The sequence below is a fragment of the Vibrio sp. S12_S33 genome (genome assembly GCF_963889785.1).
Taxonomy (GTDB): Bacteria; Pseudomonadota; Gammaproteobacteria; order Enterobacterales; family Vibrionaceae; genus Vibrio; species Vibrio aestuarianus.
The window spans coordinates 109490-126637 of record NZ_CAWPQZ010000005.1 but is presented as its reverse complement, the minus strand read 5'-3'; the positions used below and the strand labels follow the sequence as shown (position 1 = coordinate 126637).

The following is a 17148-nucleotide window of genomic DNA, read 5'->3' as shown; positions in this document are numbered from 1 at the left end:
GCATGACCACTTCACTGCTAGAAGTTAACGGATTATCCAAAGATTTCGTCACTCGATCTGGACTGTTTCGCAAGAAAATACAGCACGCGGTGAAACCGGTCAGCTTTACCCTCGATGCAGGACAAACGATCGGCTTTATTGGTCAAAATGGTTCAGGTAAATCGACGCTAGCACGGATGATCTCCGGTATGGTTGAACCTACTTCTGGAGAAATCCGAGTAAATGGTGAGCTTCTTGAGCACAAAGATTACTCAACGCGTTGTAAACTCATTCGCATGATTTTCCAAGACCCGAATACATCATTAAACCCACGTATTCAGATCGGACGCATTCTTGAAGGGCCACTCAAACGAAATACTAATATGCCCGTCGAGGCTCGTATGAAACGAGTAAAAGAGACGCTTTTACGGGTTGGTTTATTGCCAGAACATGCTTATTTCTATCCGCAGATGTTAGCGACAGGACAAAAGCAACGTGTCTGCTTAGCTCGCGCCCTTATTCTGCAACCGTCGATCATTGTCGCGGATGAAGCACTCAATGGCTTAGATATGGCAATGCGTTCACAGATCATCAATCTGTTTCTAGAGCTACAAGAAGAAATGGGCGTTTCATTTGTCTATGTTTCTCAACATATTGGTATTGTGAAGCACATTACCGATAAAATTATGGTGATGCATGAGGGCGAAGTCGTCGAATCTGGCGATACTCAAACGGTATTAGCCAATCCAGAACACCCGATCACTCAGCGTATGATTGAAAGCCATTTCAATAAAGCGCCTTACTTCAAATAGGAAAAATTTTGCTAGGGAAAGTGAGATTATCGGCCTATTTATTGCTCGTTTTTAGCACTTCCGCTTGGGCCTATAGCGAAACATGGAAGGACAAAAGCTTTATCAGTAAGGCGTTCGTCCAAGTTGCGTTGCGTAACGAATATAACGCAGGCAAATACCCCTTAGTCAAATGGGCACAACCGGTAAAAATATGGGTACAGCATGATGTCCCCGATAAAGCCTTGCACGATGAGCTAGTTGACTTGCATATTCAACACTTGGCATTGGTGACACAACACCCTATTTATCGAGTCTCTAACCGTAATGAAGCCAACGTAACGTGGATTTTTACCAAAGAAGCCAAATGGGAAAATGAAGTAGCAACACATATCGGCAAAAGCAGCTTGGGGGTTTTAAATAATGCAATCTGTATCGCCAACTACACAACCGATATTAACACTCATGAGATCATCAAAGCGGTAGTCATTATTCCTGTCGATAAAGCCCATGAGCGCGGTAAACTGCTCGCTTGTATTGTTGAAGAAATAACGCAAGTACTTGGCCTACCTAATGATTCACAACAAGCCTACCCTTCAATATTTAATGATGAAACACCGGAAGAACTATTGTCTCCACTTGACGTTATCTTATTGAGTATGCTTTATGACAAACGACTAAAAACGGGGATGCAAGAAAAGGAAGTTAAAAGCGTTATTCAATCGATACTCAAAGAGTATGAACAACAGGGTGTACTGAATAATGCTGTCACCCTGTCAAAATCCGCACCTCTTTATCAGCTCATAGGCTATTGAGCCACCGATAAAAATCAACTACCAAACTCATCGACTGCTAATAAATTGAGCGCTCTGATAGGTTGTGGATTAACGCTGCTTTGCTTGCTGCTTCTTCAATTCAAAATCGAACTCATCAGGAAACAGTACCACGCCTTCTTCACGTTCGTTAGGAAATACAACCACAGAAAGTTCATCATCTTCTAGGCCTGTGGTCCAGCGACTGTGCCACTTATTGAGAGAGATTGATTCAGGTTGGCATGCTTCCCATTCACCGGTAGCCCACGCTGCTGCGAACTCTTGATTTGGCCACACTGGCACACAATCATCATCTTCTGTGTTCAGCATCACACAACCGTGTTCGTCTTTTAGAATCCAAACTTCACGATTCACTACTATTTCTTTAACACAATATTTAAAGCGATCTTCTTCATTGTAGCGATTGATGGTTTCGATCTGTTCTACGCTAAGTGCTTTCGCCATAATCATTCTCCGGTTATCTCATAGAAAACGCCCACAGTGTAACACTGCGGGCGTTTTATTTATCGTAAATTTAAGGGATGAGCTTACTATACTAATTCAGCTTGAAGCCAAGGCCAGCCTTGCTTCTTACGGCTTAGCGTATTTTCCATCATCAACATGCCATTTTTCTGGTGCTTGGCTAGTTTCTCAGCCCACTCACCAGTGTAAAGCAAACGGGTTTGCGCAGTAGTGATATCGGTTAGCATCACAGCGGCAAAAGCAAGATTGTCTTCTTCACAGCGACGAACAAGATCCGCTTCAATTGCTTCAATCATGCCATCAACCTGCTCAAGCGTTGCTAGTTCCACTTGGCCTACCACAACATCACGGCCGTTAAATGGATAGCCTTTTAGATCTTTTTCTACCAATTCAGCAGCAGACAAGCCTTCAATATCTGTTTTCGCAATAAGAAGATCTTTAATGAATGCGTCAACGTCTTGTACATCAGCAATTTCAGCCAGTTCTGCAACCGCATCTTTGTCTTTTTGCGTACACGTTGGTGAAGCAAAACCGACCGTGTCAGACAAAATTGCAGACATCATTAGTTTAGCAACCTGTTGAGAAATCGTGTGACCTTCAATCTTGAACATGTTGAACAGAACAGTGTTAGTACAACCAACAGGCCAGATCCAAGCTTCCATTGGGTTTACTGTCATCACATCACCTAGACGGTGGTGATCAACAATACCTAAGATTTCAGCTTCAGCGACATCGTCAGGTGCTTGGGCTAGATCTGAGTAATCTACTAACCAAATTTTTTCACCAGCAACAGAAGTGCGTAATTCTGGAGACTCTGCACCAGCGACTTCTAGGATGTGCTGAGTTTCGCGATTGATTTCACCTTGACGGATCGGCATAGCCTCTTGACCACGAGCTTTTAGCAGCTCAGTTGCCACAAGTGCACTACAAATACTATCGCTATCTGGGTTCTTATGACCGACAACTAGAATCATCTTTCTTCCTATTTATTGCTATTTGATTTGATAGCCTATCTATGTTGATAGGCGAAATTGCTCATAAAGGCCGTTACTTTACCTTATTTTCAGAATTTGTCATGAGTTGCTACTAAGAAATTCTTTTCAAAAATTAACAATTATCAATTGCGAATAATTCTCAATGACATATGATGATAACAATTCTCATTTCACCAATATGAGCAATGAATTTTATAAGGTGCGCTATGAACTCAATCAAATGGTCTAACTCAGCTTTTACTCCCTCACAATTTAACTGTGGTTACCAACGGTTAGCTCTGCCATTGTTATTGATCATATTGCTGCTTAATGAACATACTCGCTCGCTCTCATTAGGCGCTCTTTCTGATGCATTCTGGGCCGTATCAACTTATGTCGCGTTTACCTTGACCTGCTATCACTACTTATCTCGTTATATGAGCTCTGCCCACTGGCTGGTTTTGGCGTACCAACAATCAAGGCATATCCAAGTTATTATTGCCTCTTTACTGGGTGCACTGCCCGGATGTGGTGGAGCTATTGTCGTTACAACGCAATTTGTTAGCGGACGCGTTGGTTTTGGGGCATTGGTAGCGGTATTAACCTCTACCATGGGGGACGCAGCATTTTTACTATTGGCAAGTAAACCACTCACAGGATTGGGCGTTATTAGTATCGGAATTATTACTGGTTGTCTGACCGGATTTGTGATCAATTATTTTCATGATGACGCCTTCTTACGCCCACAGAAAAGTCCGCTTCAGCTATCACCACCAACAAACTCTCCATCACAGCATGTACAATCAACAGCGCTGAATTTGCAAGGGCTGTTTTGGAAACTATTGTTGATCCCCGCTTCTTTTGTTGCGCTCGCCGGATCGTTCCAAATTGATCTTAATGTAGTTTTCAATTTGAAGGCTCAAACCATGCAATGGATAGGAGCAATACTTGCCATTATTAGCATGCTACTTTGGTCTCTCACCACAGAACTCGACAGTTATCAATCCACTGTCTCTGAAGATGAAAAAACGCAAAGTGCCCACCCTATTCAAAAAGCTGCACAAGATACTCACTTTGTCAGTGCGTGGGTCATCATTGCTTTTCTATCATTTGAATTGATTCGTCATTTTTCTGGCTGGGAGCCGATTAAAGATTTAGCTGAATGGGCTGAATGGATGCCTTTACTAGGCGTCGTTGTGGGTTTATTACCAGGTTGTGGACCTCAGATATTAATCACTAGCCTATACCTTTCTGGTGTAGTGCCATTCTCAACCCAAATTTCAAATGCGATCTCTAACGATGGTGACGCGCTTTTTCCTGCCATTGCATTAGCACCCAAAGCAGCGATACTCGCCACAGTGTACACCTCAATACCAGCTTTAATCGTAGGATATGGATGCTATTGGTGGTTTGAAATGTAATACCAAACACAGATTAGCGTTTGGTTACATTTCATATTAAACACTGTACCTAAATGACTTGAAGTAGGAGAGGTATACAAAGTGTAAAGCAATACCAAATCCTAACCTGAAGTAATAACAGCACGACTGGTTAAACCGCTCGCCAGTGGCACTTCCAGTACCTGAACCGGCTCTACTGATAATTTTTCTCCAGACCAGTAATCATACCAATCCACCGCATAATTGGCCGTTAAGGTGTAATCTTGAGCTTTACCACCATAGTTAAACAAACAGTGCAAATCATTACGATCGGTGAGTTTCAAGAAAGCATGATTAAGCGCCAACGACGTTAATTTTGCCGATTCCTGATTATGTTTGTGCCTAATCATTAGTTTAATTAAGCTCTGTTTCGCAAAACTGGTTAGATCCGGAAGTGGGTCACCTGAAAGCAGTAAGCCGCCACAGGCGAGCAGTACATTACGGTGGAATTCGTAGTTTGCGCGCTCGGTCGATTGATTCGCTAAAGAAGTGAACGTGGCACAATCAGGATCAATTTGCCATAACTTACGATGCTGCCAACTTCGGTAGAAAGCCTCTTTCGCTATTTGCTCAAAACGATGTGCGCAGCGCTCGACATCATCCGATACCCGCATCGCATCCACCAAACCTAATGATGGCCACATCGGCGCATTACAGCCCAATAACCAGGCATCTCCCGCCCCCTCGGCAATGGCTTGCATTCCAAGTCGATACGCTTCAACCCCCGTAACCCCTGTTTGGTAGCGACGGCCTTTGAGTGTCCCCCAATAATTAGCATCTAGTTTGAATAACTCGACACCCCATTCTTCTCGCATGGTTTTAACAACATAAGTTAAGTGCTCCTGCACTTCGGGATTGGAAGTATCTAAAATATACCAAGGCGTACAACGCCAGCCTCCATAGGTAACTTCGTCTGCTTTCATTGGCTGGCGATTTGCACCTTGTACGAACCAATCGGGGTGTTCTTTAAATACCTGAGATTCTGCTTGAGCGATAAATGGAGCCAGCCAGATCGCCGGTTTTTTCCCCGCTTGCTTGATATCTTCAATGACGGATTTTACACCACGAGTAAATTTATCCGACGGGGTCAACCAATCTCCCATGAATGCTTGGTAACCGTCATCAAGTAATACCCATTCGAGCTCCTTCAGCTCCCCTTGCATACATGCTACATTTGATATGACGTGCTGCTCTGTTACGTCTGCATAATAAGCATACCAAGAACACCAGCCGATAGGCGCTTGCTGGGTAACCCCTGAACGAGGCTGATGATGCACCATAATATGTTGAGCATACTCATGATAAAGCGTAGATAGCGACTCCCCTCGTAAGATAACCACCGATTCTAATTGATTTTCGGCCCAATCTTGTGGGTGCGTATTTTCACCATCAATGGCAGCAACGAGATAGGAATGTCCTCTCTCTTCAATCATCTCAAAGTATCCAGCAAAACGATGACATGAAGTAAAACCGAACAGTTGATAGCCTGTAGATTCTTCAACCACCAAATAGTTGTAGTACCGTTTTGTATCTTGGGGGGAATAGATACGATAACTTAAGCTGTTATCTGGACAGCGGCCTACATCTTGCGGGTAATGTGGTTGACCTGCCGTTTGCGCTAACATTTGGAAACCATCACCGATCACTTTCGCGTCCGATTCTACGTCAAATAAGAGACGAAATAATGCATAGCGATCAGAAATCAGGGAATTGTGAATTCCCGCATAGGAAAAATGAAGTTCACAACCTTGCAGCTCAGCATTCAAATCCGATTGGAGTAGTTCCACTTCTCGATGGCACGGTAGCAGTATTGTTGTCATGGTAACCTCAGCAAAAATGACTGTTATTAACAGTGTCTAATAAATTAATAACTCAGTTAGTTAATTGGGTCACGTTTTATCTTGGTTAACTACTTATCAACCGATTTATTCAATAATAAGAAAGAATAATGCCAGCTCAAAGGCTGGCATTGTAATATCACTTAAGATGTAAGTCTCTATAGAGGTTAGACGACTTCTAGTGGTCCACCGAACGACGTTACCGGCGGCACTTTACCGGTAAACTTCTCGAAGTCGACAATACACGTATTGGCAGAAGTCGCCTGTGCTAGCTCAGATGACCCCACATCTAACGTTAAGGTATTTGGATCACCATAAGTACAGATAGCACCATCTTTCTCGCTGAGCGGCCCATACCATGCACCTTCTTCGATACGAATGATACCACGAGGGTAGCTATCTGATAGCACAGCCCCAGCAAGTAGCTGACCACGATCGTTATATACTCGAACCAAATCGCCGTCTTTAATGCCTTTTTCCTTAGCATCAGTCGGGTTGATATAGACAGGTTCACGACCTTGCACCGCGTAAGTTGCACGATACTCTTCAGATTCACACATTTGTGAATGCAGGCGTTTATCAGGGTGACAAGACTGTAACCAGTACGGGTGTTTTTCCGAACCTGGACCGCCATGAGAACGTTCGGTTTTCTCAAACCACATTGGGTGATCTTGGCAATGTTCATAACCATAACGCCCGATTTTACGTGACGTAATTTCAATGAAACCTGATGGCGTACCTAGCGCGTTGATCTCTGGATCTTTACGGAAATCCGCATGACGAACCCAAGGTTTACCTTCACCAAAATCAAGCACGCTTTGTTCCCAAAATGCATCAAATTCAGGTAGCTCAAATTTACCAGCATTGGCTTTCTTACAATCTTCATACAGTGAGCGTACCCACTCCATTTCATCCATTCCACGAGTAAATTCCTCATGGCGGCCAAAACGGCGAGTCAGTTCAGTGAAAATCTCAAAATCAGTACGAGATTGGAACAACGGATCAACCAAACGATGCATTGCAATTAAACCCTTACCTGAGTATGAGCCGTAAACGTCGATATCATTGCGCTCGAACTGTGTACAAGCTGGCAGTACGATATCAGAGAATCGACACGTTGCAGTCCAAGCAAAATCAACCGTTACTACAGTTTGAAGTTTGCGGAACGCTTTCTTCATACGGTTACGGTCTTGATGATGGTGCCATGGGTTATTACCCGAGATAACCATCATCTTATAATCCGGCAATTTTACTTTTGAACCGTTATAACGGATCTCTTTACCTGGTTCTAACAAACAGTCAACCCAACGCGCAACAGGGATGGTTTTACTGTAGCCGTTATAATTCTCGTTATCCCATTTCGGTTTAGAACCGGTATCCAAGTTGCGAGGAAAACCACCTGGAGCAGCAAAACCGGTTGATGGCACACCAATACCTGAATAATGGTGTCCATAAGAAATACCACCACCAGGTAGGCCGATCTGACCAACCATCGCCGCAATAACCGCGCCCGCCCAGTATGGCTGTTCACCATGCTCTTGACGTTGGATACACCAACCAAACAGCAACTGCGTGCGCCCATTAACTAACATGCGAGCGAATTCGCGGATTTTCTCAGCGTTTACACCACAGATCTCAGCCGCCCACTCTGGGGTTTTAACGACTTTATCTTTCGTTTCACCTTGCACATACTGAATGAAGGTATCAAAACCTAGACAGTATGTTTTAATGAACTCTTTGTCGTAAAGATCTTCGTTATAAAGCACATGCGCCACCGCTAACATAAACGCCACATCAGTCTGTGGGTTAATGTATAAGTGGTCGTTTTCTAGGAAACGTTGTGTTTTGTTCTTGACAGGATCGACCGACAGTACGTTTATCTCCCCTTTTGCTACCTTTTCTTTTAACTGCTCAAGGTAAGGGAAGGATTGGTGAGTTTCACAGTTCCAACCAACTTGGAGGTTTTTGACAGGGTCGGTTGCCCACAGCACAATATTGTCTGAATTTTCTAAGATTTCAGACCAAGATGTACCTTGAGCATACACTTCGGTTGAACCCAATACGTAAGGCAAAATCGTTTGACCTGCCCCTGTCGAGTAGTCACCGACTTTGCTGATGAAGTTACCGTGCATACCTACGCCACGTTGCATCATCGCCGTACAGTTGTGGAAAGAACCAGTCTGGTTCCAACCCGTTTGAGCTGCGTGCAATGCCCATGGGCCATAATCTTTCTGAATACGTTCCAGTTCACGATAAAACAGATCCAACGCTTCATCCCAAGTCACTCGGATGAAACGATTATTACCACGCGTTTCTGCGCTGTACTTATGTTTCTTCAACCAGTCAAGGCGAACCATTGGGTAACGCACACGCGAAGGGCTATAAATAATGCCCTTAATGCCGTTGAGCATATCGGTTGGGTGAGTATCAGACTCTAACGGTTTGATCTCTTGAACTTTACCCGCGTAGATATGGGCGCGAAATGCGCCCCAGTGAGAACCGGATACTTTCCACGTTCCGGTTGTTTCTGCGGCATTAGCTGCTGTCGAGGCCAGTAAACTAGGGCCAATAACCGACGCCGCGCTGGTGGTTGCTACACCTTTAAGAAAACTTCTTCGTGTAATAGCCATTTTAAAAACTCCGTGTGACGTTGATTAATGGTGACCTTCAGAAAAATCTGAAGAGTGTTTTTGCAAATACTTCAATACTAAGGCTTCACTGTCAGTATCAAAGTTAACGAACGCCATCATACCGTTGAACATACCTGGCCAAGTATTCGCATCAAAGTGCGCTTCATCTGGTTGAGTGTGACAAACAGAGCAGTTGGTTTTGTAAGCTTCGCTGGCTTTTTCCCAGATAGGGGCAACATCGCTTAGCATCGCTTCTTTCTTCATCCAGACTTTCGCGCTGACTTTCTCCCATGGAAGACCTGTCAGATCATCCTCTTTTTTCTCACCAACAGTCACGATAGAATCACTTTGGGCCGCTTCTTTCATTAATGAACCTACCGCGATATTCATACCGAAGTCTTCTTGAATCACACGACCAAAGCCTTTGGCTTTTCTCCAGCCATCAATTTCGACCTGCACCATCTCACCTTTCTCATCAAGAACGGTCACAGTAGAGGCTGGGTTGAGTAAACCCGCTTCAACTTTAGCTTGTGCATCTTCATAAACCGGTAAGAAACGAACGCTGACAATCTGTTTGCCGACAGAGTAATCGGTACGAGATGCCATGCCTTCAAGCTCACCAATTAAGCCACCTGAACTGTCCATATTTTTCGGCAAGTTATGCGCAATACCTTTATGGCAATCAACACAACTTTGATCTTTCTCTGCCGCCTGTTTCATTTGAATTCGCGCGGTTGGAGACATTTGCTCGAAATCCATAGATTCGTAGTTATGGCAATTTTTACACTCTAGGGATTTGTTAGCAGAAAAACGATCCCATTCATGTTTTGCTAATTCAATACGGCGTTCTTCAAATTTTTCAGGTGTACCTAAGTCACCAAAAATTTGTGCAAACACTTCTTTCGAAGCTTGCATTTTACGCGCAATTTTTGCCGTCCATTCATGTGGAACATGGCAATCAGGACATGTAGCGCGAACACCTGAGTGATTTTTCCAGTGAACCGTTTCTTGTAATTCAACGTACACATTGTCACGCATGGTGTGGCAACTGATGCAGAATTCTTCAGTATTTGTTGCTTCCAGTGCGGTGTTAAAACCACCCCAGAAAATGACACCAGCGATAAAGCCCCCCATGGTTAACACACCAAGGCTGATGTGAACCGCTGGACGGGTCATAGTTCGCCAGATTTTGACTAACAATGATTTCATGATTAGCTCTCTTAAAATTTAGATCAAAAGTGGAAGTTATAAGCTACGGAACTAACCGTGCACACCTGGGGGACCTAAGAAGAATACTTGTAGCATCCAAACAATAAATCCATAGCCACCAACAAAGGCGATACTTAAGATCGGAAAGAGAACTACGGTAATTAAGAGGAAAGATTTCCATTCAAGAGAACGCTTCTCACCACTCTCCATTTTATTAACATCACTCATACATTTACCTATTTTGTAATGAAGTAATTTTGAGTAGCTCGGCCTAACAAGCCAAACTTTTACAATTTCTGATGTAAAATGTTAGACCATACTCTTAGTAAGGTTCAATAAATTAACACCTCACCAAGCCTTTAATTGCACACTTTTTTGAGCTCATACCGAGTTGTGTTTTATTAAAAAATCATGTGTAAATATATGAATAAATGTGTCATTTTAATTTTGTTTTAAATATGTTAAACAGAAAACAAAATGAATACATCCATCAAGTAAAATAAAAATGTATGACTGAAAAACCGCCCCCAAAATGGATAAAATAACCGCGAGAATGTAAAGAAGATGTTGCTAAAAATACAAAGGGAACAAGATTTTCTCCCTGTGATATTAGACCTAAACAAGGTGTAATTAGGGAAACTAAAGGCAAATTCGAGGAGAGAAGGCAATGTAAGTCAATCTATACCCAAACAACTTGAAATTGTAGGTAAACGGCAAGTGAGTTCATTCCCATGAGCATAGATAAACTATGCAATTAAGGTGAGCTAACGTAGCCATTACCGCTGCAACTTCAAATAGGAAGGGGATAAGATAGGAAAGTCAACGATGCGTGACGGGCAATAAGGGAAACACTTACCCTAATAGAGAGCATTAATACACAAAAACCATCCGATTTTCGTGCTAAAAATCATCAAGTTAATCTTACACACGATCTTTAAAACAGCTTATCCACAGAAATTGTGGATAAGCTAGCTATCCCCTGAAAAAACCTTTAGCGGTGAGTTTATTCCGGGGTTTAAAAAAGCGACGTTAAACGTCGCTTTAAAGTAATTGATAAACCCCACTATCAGTGTGATTCATCCCGCAGGTAAATAAGCCAATACCACATACCAACAAACACACCACCACCAATAATATTACCAATGGTTACTGGTAGTAGGTTATTCATTAAAAAACCCATCAAATTCAAGTCAGCATAATCGGCAATATTGGCTCCTGTCATTTGCCAAAATTCAGCTGGAGCAAAATATTTAATACCAATCGCCATAGGAACTTGAAACATGTTGGCAATACAGTGCTCAAAACCAGCTGCGACAAACATTGCAACGGGTAAAATCATCACCATAATTTTATCGGTTAAGGTACGACCACTAAAAGTCATCCAAACCGCAATACAGACCAGAACATTACACATAATGCCAAGAGCAATAGCCTGTAAAAACTCATGATGCAGTTTGTGCTGAGAGATAGCCATGGCGTTTAGTCCAACTTGGCCGCCATCAAACATATACTGCTTAGACACCAGCATACAGGCAACCAACAACAACGCCCCAGCTAAATTGCCAAAATAAACAATGACCCAGTTTTTGATCAGCATTACCCATGAAATTTTACCACTGGCTCGAGCCACTAGAGTTAACACCGAGCTAGTAAAAAGCTCACCACCAGTCACCACCACCAAGATCAGCCCCAAACTGAAAGCAAGGCCACCAATAAAGCGACTTAAACCCCAAGCCATGTCACCAGTGCCAGTCGTTACCGTGGTATAAAAAACGAAAGCAATACCGATGTGTAAACCTGCTGAAATAGCAAGTAAGAACGACTTGACAGGGTCTTTGGTTGCTTTTCCAACACCAGTTTCCGCAGCGCGTTCAGCCATTTGTGGTGGCATTAAGGAATCAAATTGGTTTAAGTTCATGGTGAAACATTTTGAAACAAGTAATAGAGGACGCGGATAATCGCTCCATTTCCCGATCAATTCAAGGGCTATTTTTGATGTTTACTGAAAATGTTTTTACCGTGAGCTGATGCATGGAATTTAATCATGCAAACAGATGTCAATTCAGAATAATTGTCAATTTATTACACATCGATAATTTTATCTCTTCAGCTCGATTAATTCTCAATATGCGCAAGCAATGCAAGTTAGACAGTTATCAGCGCCGTAATAAGAATCGGGGGTTCTGACTCAATGGATAATACTGTGTGAAATATCCCCAATTTGGTTGCAGCTAACACTTCTTACAACAACTGATTGCAGCAACATCAAGAGCAATTTATGGTGAAAAAAATCATTCACTATATAGGTGCCGAGATGAAATTTACTCAAAAACATATCGCCGAGCTAAATCTGCTGCTTCGATTTGACTTAAGCAGTGCTGCGACAGGCATTAAAGTGCACAATGATGCATCTGAAGAGATACAATCTGCAGTGAAAAGCTTGTTTAATAAAAATCTATGTACTCTGCCTGACGGTGGCTACTTGACCGATGAAGGCATTGAAGTGGCTGAACATGCGGAGCGAGTCTTACGAGTGCTATGCTCTTAACCAATAGCGTTTATTTGTGATTCAGACGTTGGGCTATAACATCAATATCCACTTGCTTTAGCCCTTCATTAAACACTCCTCTCCATCTCCTACCTTGTTCTGTATTCTTAAATGCAACAAACAATTCAGCATCCAACAATAACCTTTCATTCATTTTGACTCGTGATTTAAGGATATCTGCTCTTGCGTCTGTAGCAACTAAATATTCAAACACGTTGACATCAATCACCGCAAGATCAAGCCTCCCTTTAGCCACTTTGTAAATATTATGCCTGTCATCAATTTCAGCCTCCCAATCAACCTCACCTTTTTCAATTAGCTCATCCAACTCAGCAGTATTTGTATAGCCTTGCACAACACCAAGACGATAATCGGTCAAGTCCTGTAAAGACTGCCATAAAATTGGTTTTGCTATCGCCTCAACAAAACCAAGAGGCCCAGTCCCTATTGGTTCAGAAAATACAAAACTGTCCGTTTCGAAAAAATATTCAGGGAAGTAACCAATATAGAGATCTTTCTTAGCGACCGATGCAACCGTGCGTGACCATGGATTAAAATCGACCTCGAGCTTATAACCCATGATATCGAATGCGGCTCGTGCAACTGCCACAGAGAAACCATTTTCTATCAAACGAGCGCCAGAATAGGGCGGCCACTCCAATGAAGTGAGGTAAACCGTCTGTCGCTCAGCATTCACATTAAAGGCAACTAGTAATATGAGTAATATTCTCAACTTCATGCCCTGAAATCTCCTCACTACTCAGTTAGTTAACTATTTTAGCTCATCACTCTTTTGAGCCTCTACTCTTAAAGACCAAAGTTTATACGGATGCCATTTATCATAGCACCAGTTAAAGAGCATCGTATAAATAAAGAAAAACACTAGGAATCCAATATCCAATATCAATGCATGCCAAAGCGTGCTCTCTAAAACCCAAGCAATAGCAGGGATAGACACAAAAACCAGCCCACCTTCAAAACCAGTGGTATGTAAGAGCCGTATTTTCGCGCTTCGGCCAGATCTATCACTGCCAAATAATCGATCAAATAGAATGTTGTATTGATAGTTCCAAACTACGGCAAGTAAGCTTAATCCGGCCCCCACCATAGCCAAGTCACCACTACCTTGCCCAGTAATCAAGGCTGAAAGAGGAATTAAAATTGCGAGTGCGGTAAGTTCAAAAACAACAGCATGGAAAATTCGTTCTTTGACCGATATAGAATCTCTCTTATTTTTGATTGAGATATTTTTGATGCCGTCATTTTCATCTATATTATAGATACTTAAAAATCATATAGTATCGATTAAATAGATATGTTGAGCATTGAACAATTAGAAGCTTATGTTGCAACGATCACTTCAGGGTCGTTTTCAGGTGCAGCTCGGCAACTCGGCAAGGCACAATCGGTGATTAGCCAACACATAATGAACCTTGAGATTGATTGTGGCGTCACTTTATTTAACCGTTCCGGTCGATACCCACAGATCACGACCGAAGGTAAGAAGCTGTTGCCTTATGCTGAAGCGACCTTGCAACAACACCGGCGCCTAACCCACCATGCCAAGTTACTCGCTTCTACGCCGAATCAACAATTTTCATTGGCCATGGATGAAGGTATTCCGCTACAAGGTATTCCGCGTCTATTTAGCGAGTTATCATTGCAGTTTCCGATGATTGAAATTGAATGTCTGAGCGCTTCAAGTTCTGACGTCATTGAGATGGTGGAACAAGAAAGAGCCACCTGTGGGATCGTATTTAGTGAATTTGTGTTACCCAGCAATTTAGATTTTGAAAGTGTTGGCTCGATAAAATTTGATGTTTATGTCGCTGCTGAACATGAACTGGCTCGTAACAAAGCGGCACATATTGATATGCTTAGGCTTCATCGACAATTAATTATTCGCTCACGTAACCATAAGTTCAGTAGCACCAATCAAGCACTCAGCCCCGACATTTGGTATGCCGATAATTATTATTTATTGCTAGAGATGGCGATTGATGGTCTTGGTTGGTGCTTACTGCCGACTCACCTCGCGGAAAGTGAACATGCCCGTGGTAAACTGGTTCGCGTTCCGGTGGAGTTTGAACAATTGGCTTGGTTTACGAATATCGACGTGATTCAACATCAAAAATTGAGTTCTGACCCTATTCACAAAGCCGCGCGGCAACTTATTCGGACACTTCGTCCATTGGCATTTTCTTAAGTAAACGACCACTCGTTGGTCAAGGTAGAAGCTCTATTTAATGATGTAACAACTTAGGGAGAACTTGTTTCATGAGTACAATAACGATTATCGGTACAGGCTGGCTAGGTCTTCCCTTAGCGCAAACTCTGTTTACGAAAGCACACCGTGTTTATGCTAGCCGAACCACTCTTTGTGGTGTTAACGAGCTGACAGACAAAAGGTTACACGCTTTCCGCTGCGATCTAACTCAGCGCGATCACAGTTTATCCCAACACCTTATTCAACAACACAGTGACATTGTTATTGGCTGTTTTCCGCCGGGCTTACGAAAAGGAAAAGGGCAAGACTACCCCATGCAGTGGCAATATTTGGTTGAGCAAGCCAAACTCGCCAATGTAAAAAAAATTATAATGGTCAGTTCTACATCGGTGTACCCTAACGTAGCAAAGGAAATGCTAGAACAAGATGCCTCATACTTGTTGGCACAACAAAATGAAGCCTTCAGTGATGGTGCACGAATTATGCTCCAAGCCGAACAATATGTGATCGATTCTGATCTTAATTACGTTATCGTGCGCTGTAGTGGGTTAATTGGCCCGAATCGTCATCCCTCGCGCTTTGCGGCGCGCCTGCCGCAAGTCAGTCGATTGGCACCGGCAAATATGTTGCATCTGGAGGATGCTGTCGGAGTGGTGACTTTTGCTGCGGAAAAATTGTCGAATCAAATTGTAAATGCCACAACACCACAAACTGTCAGTAAAGCCGAGTTTTATCAAGCAGCGCTAAATGCCGCACAATTAAACTCTCCTCTCCCTCCCGTTGTCGACATTGCAGACAAACGCATAATGAGCAACAAAATCGAACAATTAGGTTATCAATTCCATTATGGCAGTACCTTAGAGGCACTCGCGATCCATGAGTAAACATCTATACCAACATATCGAAACGCTTTGGCAATACATGCAAATGGGGCAACAACTCAGTCCGGCTGACATTATCCTTGTTTTTTGCAGCAATGATGTTCGTGTTGCTGAATATGCGACCTCTCTATATCATCAAAAACTGGCACCTTACTTAATGTTTTCAGGTGGTCAGGGCCGTTTTACTGAGGGGCTTTTTGACAAAAGCGAAGCGGAAACATTCGCCACCATTGCTAAAGATGCAGGCGTACCGAGTGAACATATTCTACTCGAAACTCACGCCACAAATTCAGGAGAGAACGTGCTATTAGCTCACGATCTACTTCAGCAAAAATCGATACAAACACAGCGTATTATTTTGGTTCAAAAACCATTTATGGAACGCCGAGCCTTTGCGACTTTCGAAAAACAATGGCCTGAGCATTACCAATCACTGGTTGTGACCTCGACTGGCGAATCGTTTTTCGATTACCTCAACGAGGAATTCACTTTAGATGTGGCATTGACTGCCCTACTTGAGGATTTTTCGAGGATAAAAACCTACCCCGAACAAGGCTTTCAAACGAAGCAAATTATTCCAGATGAGGTCGAGCAAGCGTATCACGCTTTATTGAGATTAAACCTTTGACCAAAATACACAAAGGGAGGCTAACCTCCCTTTGTATAAGACTGCGGTTGGGGTCAACGGATATACTACAGCTTCAAGGATGAGGGTTATTTGCCTAACGCTTCTTTATAGTGCTCGCGGCAAACTGAAACATATTTATCGTTACCGCCAATAGCCACTTGATCACCTTCTGCGATCGCGACACCATGTTCGTCCGTTCGGATCACCATATTGGCTTTACGGCCACAATGACAAATCGTTTTCAATTCCACCAGCTTATCGGCCCAAGAAAGCAAATACTTGCTGCCTTCAAACAACTCACCAAGGAAATCCGTGCGTAAGCCGTAGCAAAGTACGGGAATGTGTAGTTTATCGACCACTTCAGTTAATTGATACACCTGCTCTTTGGATAAGAATTGGCACTCATCGACCAAGATACAGTGGCGCTTTTGCTGTTTATTCAATGCTTCAATTTCTTGATAAAGATTACTTTCAGCATGAAATAATTGAGCATCAGATTCTAAACCAATACGTGAGCTTACTTTTCCAACACCAAAACGATCGTCGATCGCCGCCGTGAAAATGACCGGCGTCATGCCACGTTCTTGATAATTAAATGAAGATTGCAGAAGTGTTGTGGATTTCCCTGCATTCATCGCAGAGTAGTAAAAATACATTTGAGCCAAAAGAAAGGTTCCTATCACTAAGTCAATTGGCGAGAGAGACATGCTCA

At 42.8% G+C, this 17148-nt stretch carries 17 protein-coding genes; 7 read left to right on the top strand and 10 right to left on the bottom strand.

The window, feature by feature from the left end; all coding sequences use genetic code 11:
• Positions 1 to 2 precede the first annotated feature (2 nt).
• Complete coding sequence (locus AACW06_RS04185) at positions 3 to 791, top strand: peptide ABC transporter ATP-binding protein (RefSeq protein ID WP_053310441.1); 789 nt, start codon at positions 3 to 5, stop codon at positions 789 to 791.
• Between the two features lie 8 nt (positions 792 to 799).
• Positions 800 to 1582, top strand: a complete 783-nt coding sequence (locus AACW06_RS04180; RefSeq protein WP_202883962.1) for a DUF2927 domain-containing protein — start codon at positions 800 to 802, stop codon at positions 1580 to 1582.
• Positions 1583 to 1651: 69 nt separating this feature from the next.
• On the opposite strand, the gene AACW06_RS04175 is transcribed toward AACW06_RS04180, so the two are convergent.
• On the bottom strand, positions 1652 to 2044 hold the full coding sequence (locus tag AACW06_RS04175) for a DUF2750 domain-containing protein (protein ID WP_192074113.1): 393 nt from the start codon (positions 2042 to 2044) through the stop codon (positions 1652 to 1654).
• A gap of 86 nt (positions 2045 to 2130) precedes the next feature.
• Positions 2131 to 3036, bottom strand: a complete 906-nt coding sequence (locus tag AACW06_RS04170) for a manganese-dependent inorganic pyrophosphatase (protein ID WP_192074112.1) — start codon at positions 3034 to 3036, stop codon at positions 2131 to 2133.
• Between the two features lie 227 nt (positions 3037 to 3263).
• Here AACW06_RS04170 and AACW06_RS04165 point away from each other — a divergent pair, with 227 nt between their 5' ends.
• On the top strand, positions 3264 to 4457 hold the full coding sequence (locus tag AACW06_RS04165; protein WP_192074111.1) for a putative manganese transporter: 1194 nt from the start codon (positions 3264 to 3266) through the stop codon (positions 4455 to 4457).
• A 101-nt stretch (positions 4458 to 4558) separates the two neighbouring features.
• Here AACW06_RS04165 and AACW06_RS04160 read toward each other — a convergent pair whose 3' ends face one another.
• The 5 genes from AACW06_RS04160 to focA all read right to left on the bottom strand — a co-directional run bounded on the left by AACW06_RS04160 (position 4559) and on the right by focA (position 12070).
• A complete protein-coding gene (locus AACW06_RS04160; protein WP_192074110.1) occupies positions 4559 to 6295 on the bottom strand; it encodes a glycoside hydrolase family 36 protein in 1737 nt (578 codons plus the stop codon).
• Between the two features lie 185 nt (positions 6296 to 6480).
• Positions 6481 to 8943, bottom strand: a complete 2463-nt coding sequence (torA, locus tag AACW06_RS04155) for a trimethylamine-N-oxide reductase TorA (RefSeq protein ID WP_192074109.1) — start codon at positions 8941 to 8943, stop codon at positions 6481 to 6483.
• 24 nt (positions 8944 to 8967) lie between these two features.
• The gene (torC, locus tag AACW06_RS04150; protein ID WP_192074108.1) at positions 8968 to 10152 is read right to left on the bottom strand and encodes a pentaheme c-type cytochrome TorC; all 1185 of its coding nucleotides are present in this window, start codon (positions 10150 to 10152) and stop codon (positions 8968 to 8970) included.
• 51 nt (positions 10153 to 10203) lie between these two features.
• The gene (gene torE, locus AACW06_RS04145; RefSeq protein ID WP_053309953.1) at positions 10204 to 10380 is read right to left on the bottom strand and encodes a trimethylamine N-oxide reductase system protein TorE; all 177 of its coding nucleotides are present in this window, start codon (positions 10378 to 10380) and stop codon (positions 10204 to 10206) included.
• 838 nt (positions 10381 to 11218) lie between these two features.
• Positions 11219 to 12070, bottom strand: coding sequence for a formate transporter FocA (gene focA / locus AACW06_RS04140; RefSeq protein ID WP_192074107.1), 852 nt, complete (start codon positions 12068 to 12070; stop codon positions 11219 to 11221).
• Positions 12071 to 12466: 396 nt separating this feature from the next.
• Here focA and AACW06_RS04135 point away from each other — a divergent pair, with 396 nt between their 5' ends.
• A complete protein-coding gene (locus AACW06_RS04135; RefSeq protein ID WP_192074147.1) occupies positions 12467 to 12700 on the top strand; it encodes a TIGR02647 family protein in 234 nt (77 codons plus the stop codon).
• A 10-nt stretch (positions 12701 to 12710) separates the two neighbouring features.
• On the opposite strand, the gene AACW06_RS04130 is transcribed toward AACW06_RS04135, so the two are convergent.
• Both AACW06_RS04130 and AACW06_RS04125 read right to left on the bottom strand, forming a co-directional pair.
• Positions 12711 to 13439 (bottom strand): substrate-binding periplasmic protein, encoded by a 729-nt coding sequence (locus tag AACW06_RS04130; RefSeq protein ID WP_192074106.1) that lies wholly within the window; start codon positions 13437 to 13439, stop codon positions 12711 to 12713.
• A 33-nt stretch (positions 13440 to 13472) separates the two neighbouring features.
• Positions 13473 to 13919: a PACE efflux transporter gene (locus AACW06_RS04125; RefSeq protein WP_192074146.1), complete on the bottom strand. Its 447-nt coding sequence runs from the start codon at positions 13917 to 13919 to the stop codon at positions 13473 to 13475.
• 96 nt (positions 13920 to 14015) lie between these two features.
• Here AACW06_RS04125 and AACW06_RS04120 point away from each other — a divergent pair, with 96 nt between their 5' ends.
• From AACW06_RS04120 to AACW06_RS04110, 3 genes are all read left to right on the top strand, one after another.
• Positions 14016 to 14906: a LysR family transcriptional regulator gene (locus AACW06_RS04120; RefSeq protein ID WP_192074105.1), complete on the top strand. Its 891-nt coding sequence runs from the start codon at positions 14016 to 14018 to the stop codon at positions 14904 to 14906.
• 71 nt (positions 14907 to 14977) lie between these two features.
• Positions 14978 to 15811, top strand: coding sequence for an NAD(P)H-binding protein (locus tag AACW06_RS04115; RefSeq protein WP_192074104.1), 834 nt, complete (start codon positions 14978 to 14980; stop codon positions 15809 to 15811).
• Complete coding sequence (locus tag AACW06_RS04110; RefSeq protein ID WP_192074103.1) at positions 15804 to 16436, top strand: YdcF family protein; 633 nt, start codon at positions 15804 to 15806, stop codon at positions 16434 to 16436. Before AACW06_RS04115 ends, AACW06_RS04110 begins: the two co-directional genes overlap by 8 nt.
• A gap of 86 nt (positions 16437 to 16522) precedes the next feature.
• Here the strand turns inward: AACW06_RS04110 and AACW06_RS04105 are convergent, their stop codons facing one another.
• Positions 16523 to 17101 (bottom strand): thymidine kinase, encoded by a 579-nt coding sequence (locus tag AACW06_RS04105; protein WP_053310443.1) that lies wholly within the window; start codon positions 17099 to 17101, stop codon positions 16523 to 16525.
• Positions 17102 to 17148 lie beyond the last annotated feature (47 nt).

Bases quoted from the DNA above. Each gene is read 5' to 3' on its own strand.
- AACW06_RS04185 (WP_053310441.1), top strand. From the start codon at position 3: ATGACCACTTCACTGCTAGAAGTTAACGGATTATCCAAAGATTTCGTC.
- AACW06_RS04120 (WP_192074105.1), top strand. From the start codon at position 14,016: ATGTTGAGCATTGAACAATTAGAAGCTTATGTTGCAACGATCACTTCA.
- torC (WP_192074108.1), bottom strand. From the start codon at position 10,152: ATGAAATCATTGTTAGTCAAAATCTGGCGAACTATGACCCGTCCAGCG.
- AACW06_RS04130 (WP_192074106.1), bottom strand. From the start codon at position 13,439: ATGAAGTTGAGAATATTACTCATATTACTAGTTGCCTTTAATGTGAAT.
- AACW06_RS04165 (WP_192074111.1), top strand. From the start codon at position 3,264: ATGAACTCAATCAAATGGTCTAACTCAGCTTTTACTCCCTCACAATTT.
- AACW06_RS04170 (WP_192074112.1), bottom strand. From the start codon at position 3,036: ATGATTCTAGTTGTCGGTCATAAGAACCCAGATAGCGATAGTATTTGT.
- AACW06_RS04175 (WP_192074113.1), bottom strand. From the start codon at position 2,044: ATGGCGAAAGCACTTAGCGTAGAACAGATCGAAACCATCAATCGCTAC.
- AACW06_RS04135 (WP_192074147.1), top strand. From the start codon at position 12,467: ATGAAATTTACTCAAAAACATATCGCCGAGCTAAATCTGCTGCTTCGA.
- AACW06_RS04160 (WP_192074110.1), bottom strand. From the start codon at position 6,295: ATGACAACAATACTGCTACCGTGCCATCGAGAAGTGGAACTACTCCAA.
- AACW06_RS04110 (WP_192074103.1), top strand. From the start codon at position 15,804: ATGAGTAAACATCTATACCAACATATCGAAACGCTTTGGCAATACATG.
- torE (WP_053309953.1), bottom strand. From the start codon at position 10,380: ATGAGTGATGTTAATAAAATGGAGAGTGGTGAGAAGCGTTCTCTTGAA.
- torA (WP_192074109.1), bottom strand. From the start codon at position 8,943: ATGGCTATTACACGAAGAAGTTTTCTTAAAGGTGTAGCAACCACCAGC.
- AACW06_RS04115 (WP_192074104.1), top strand. From the start codon at position 14,978: ATGAGTACAATAACGATTATCGGTACAGGCTGGCTAGGTCTTCCCTTA.
- focA (WP_192074107.1), bottom strand. From the start codon at position 12,070: ATGAACTTAAACCAATTTGATTCCTTAATGCCACCACAAATGGCTGAA.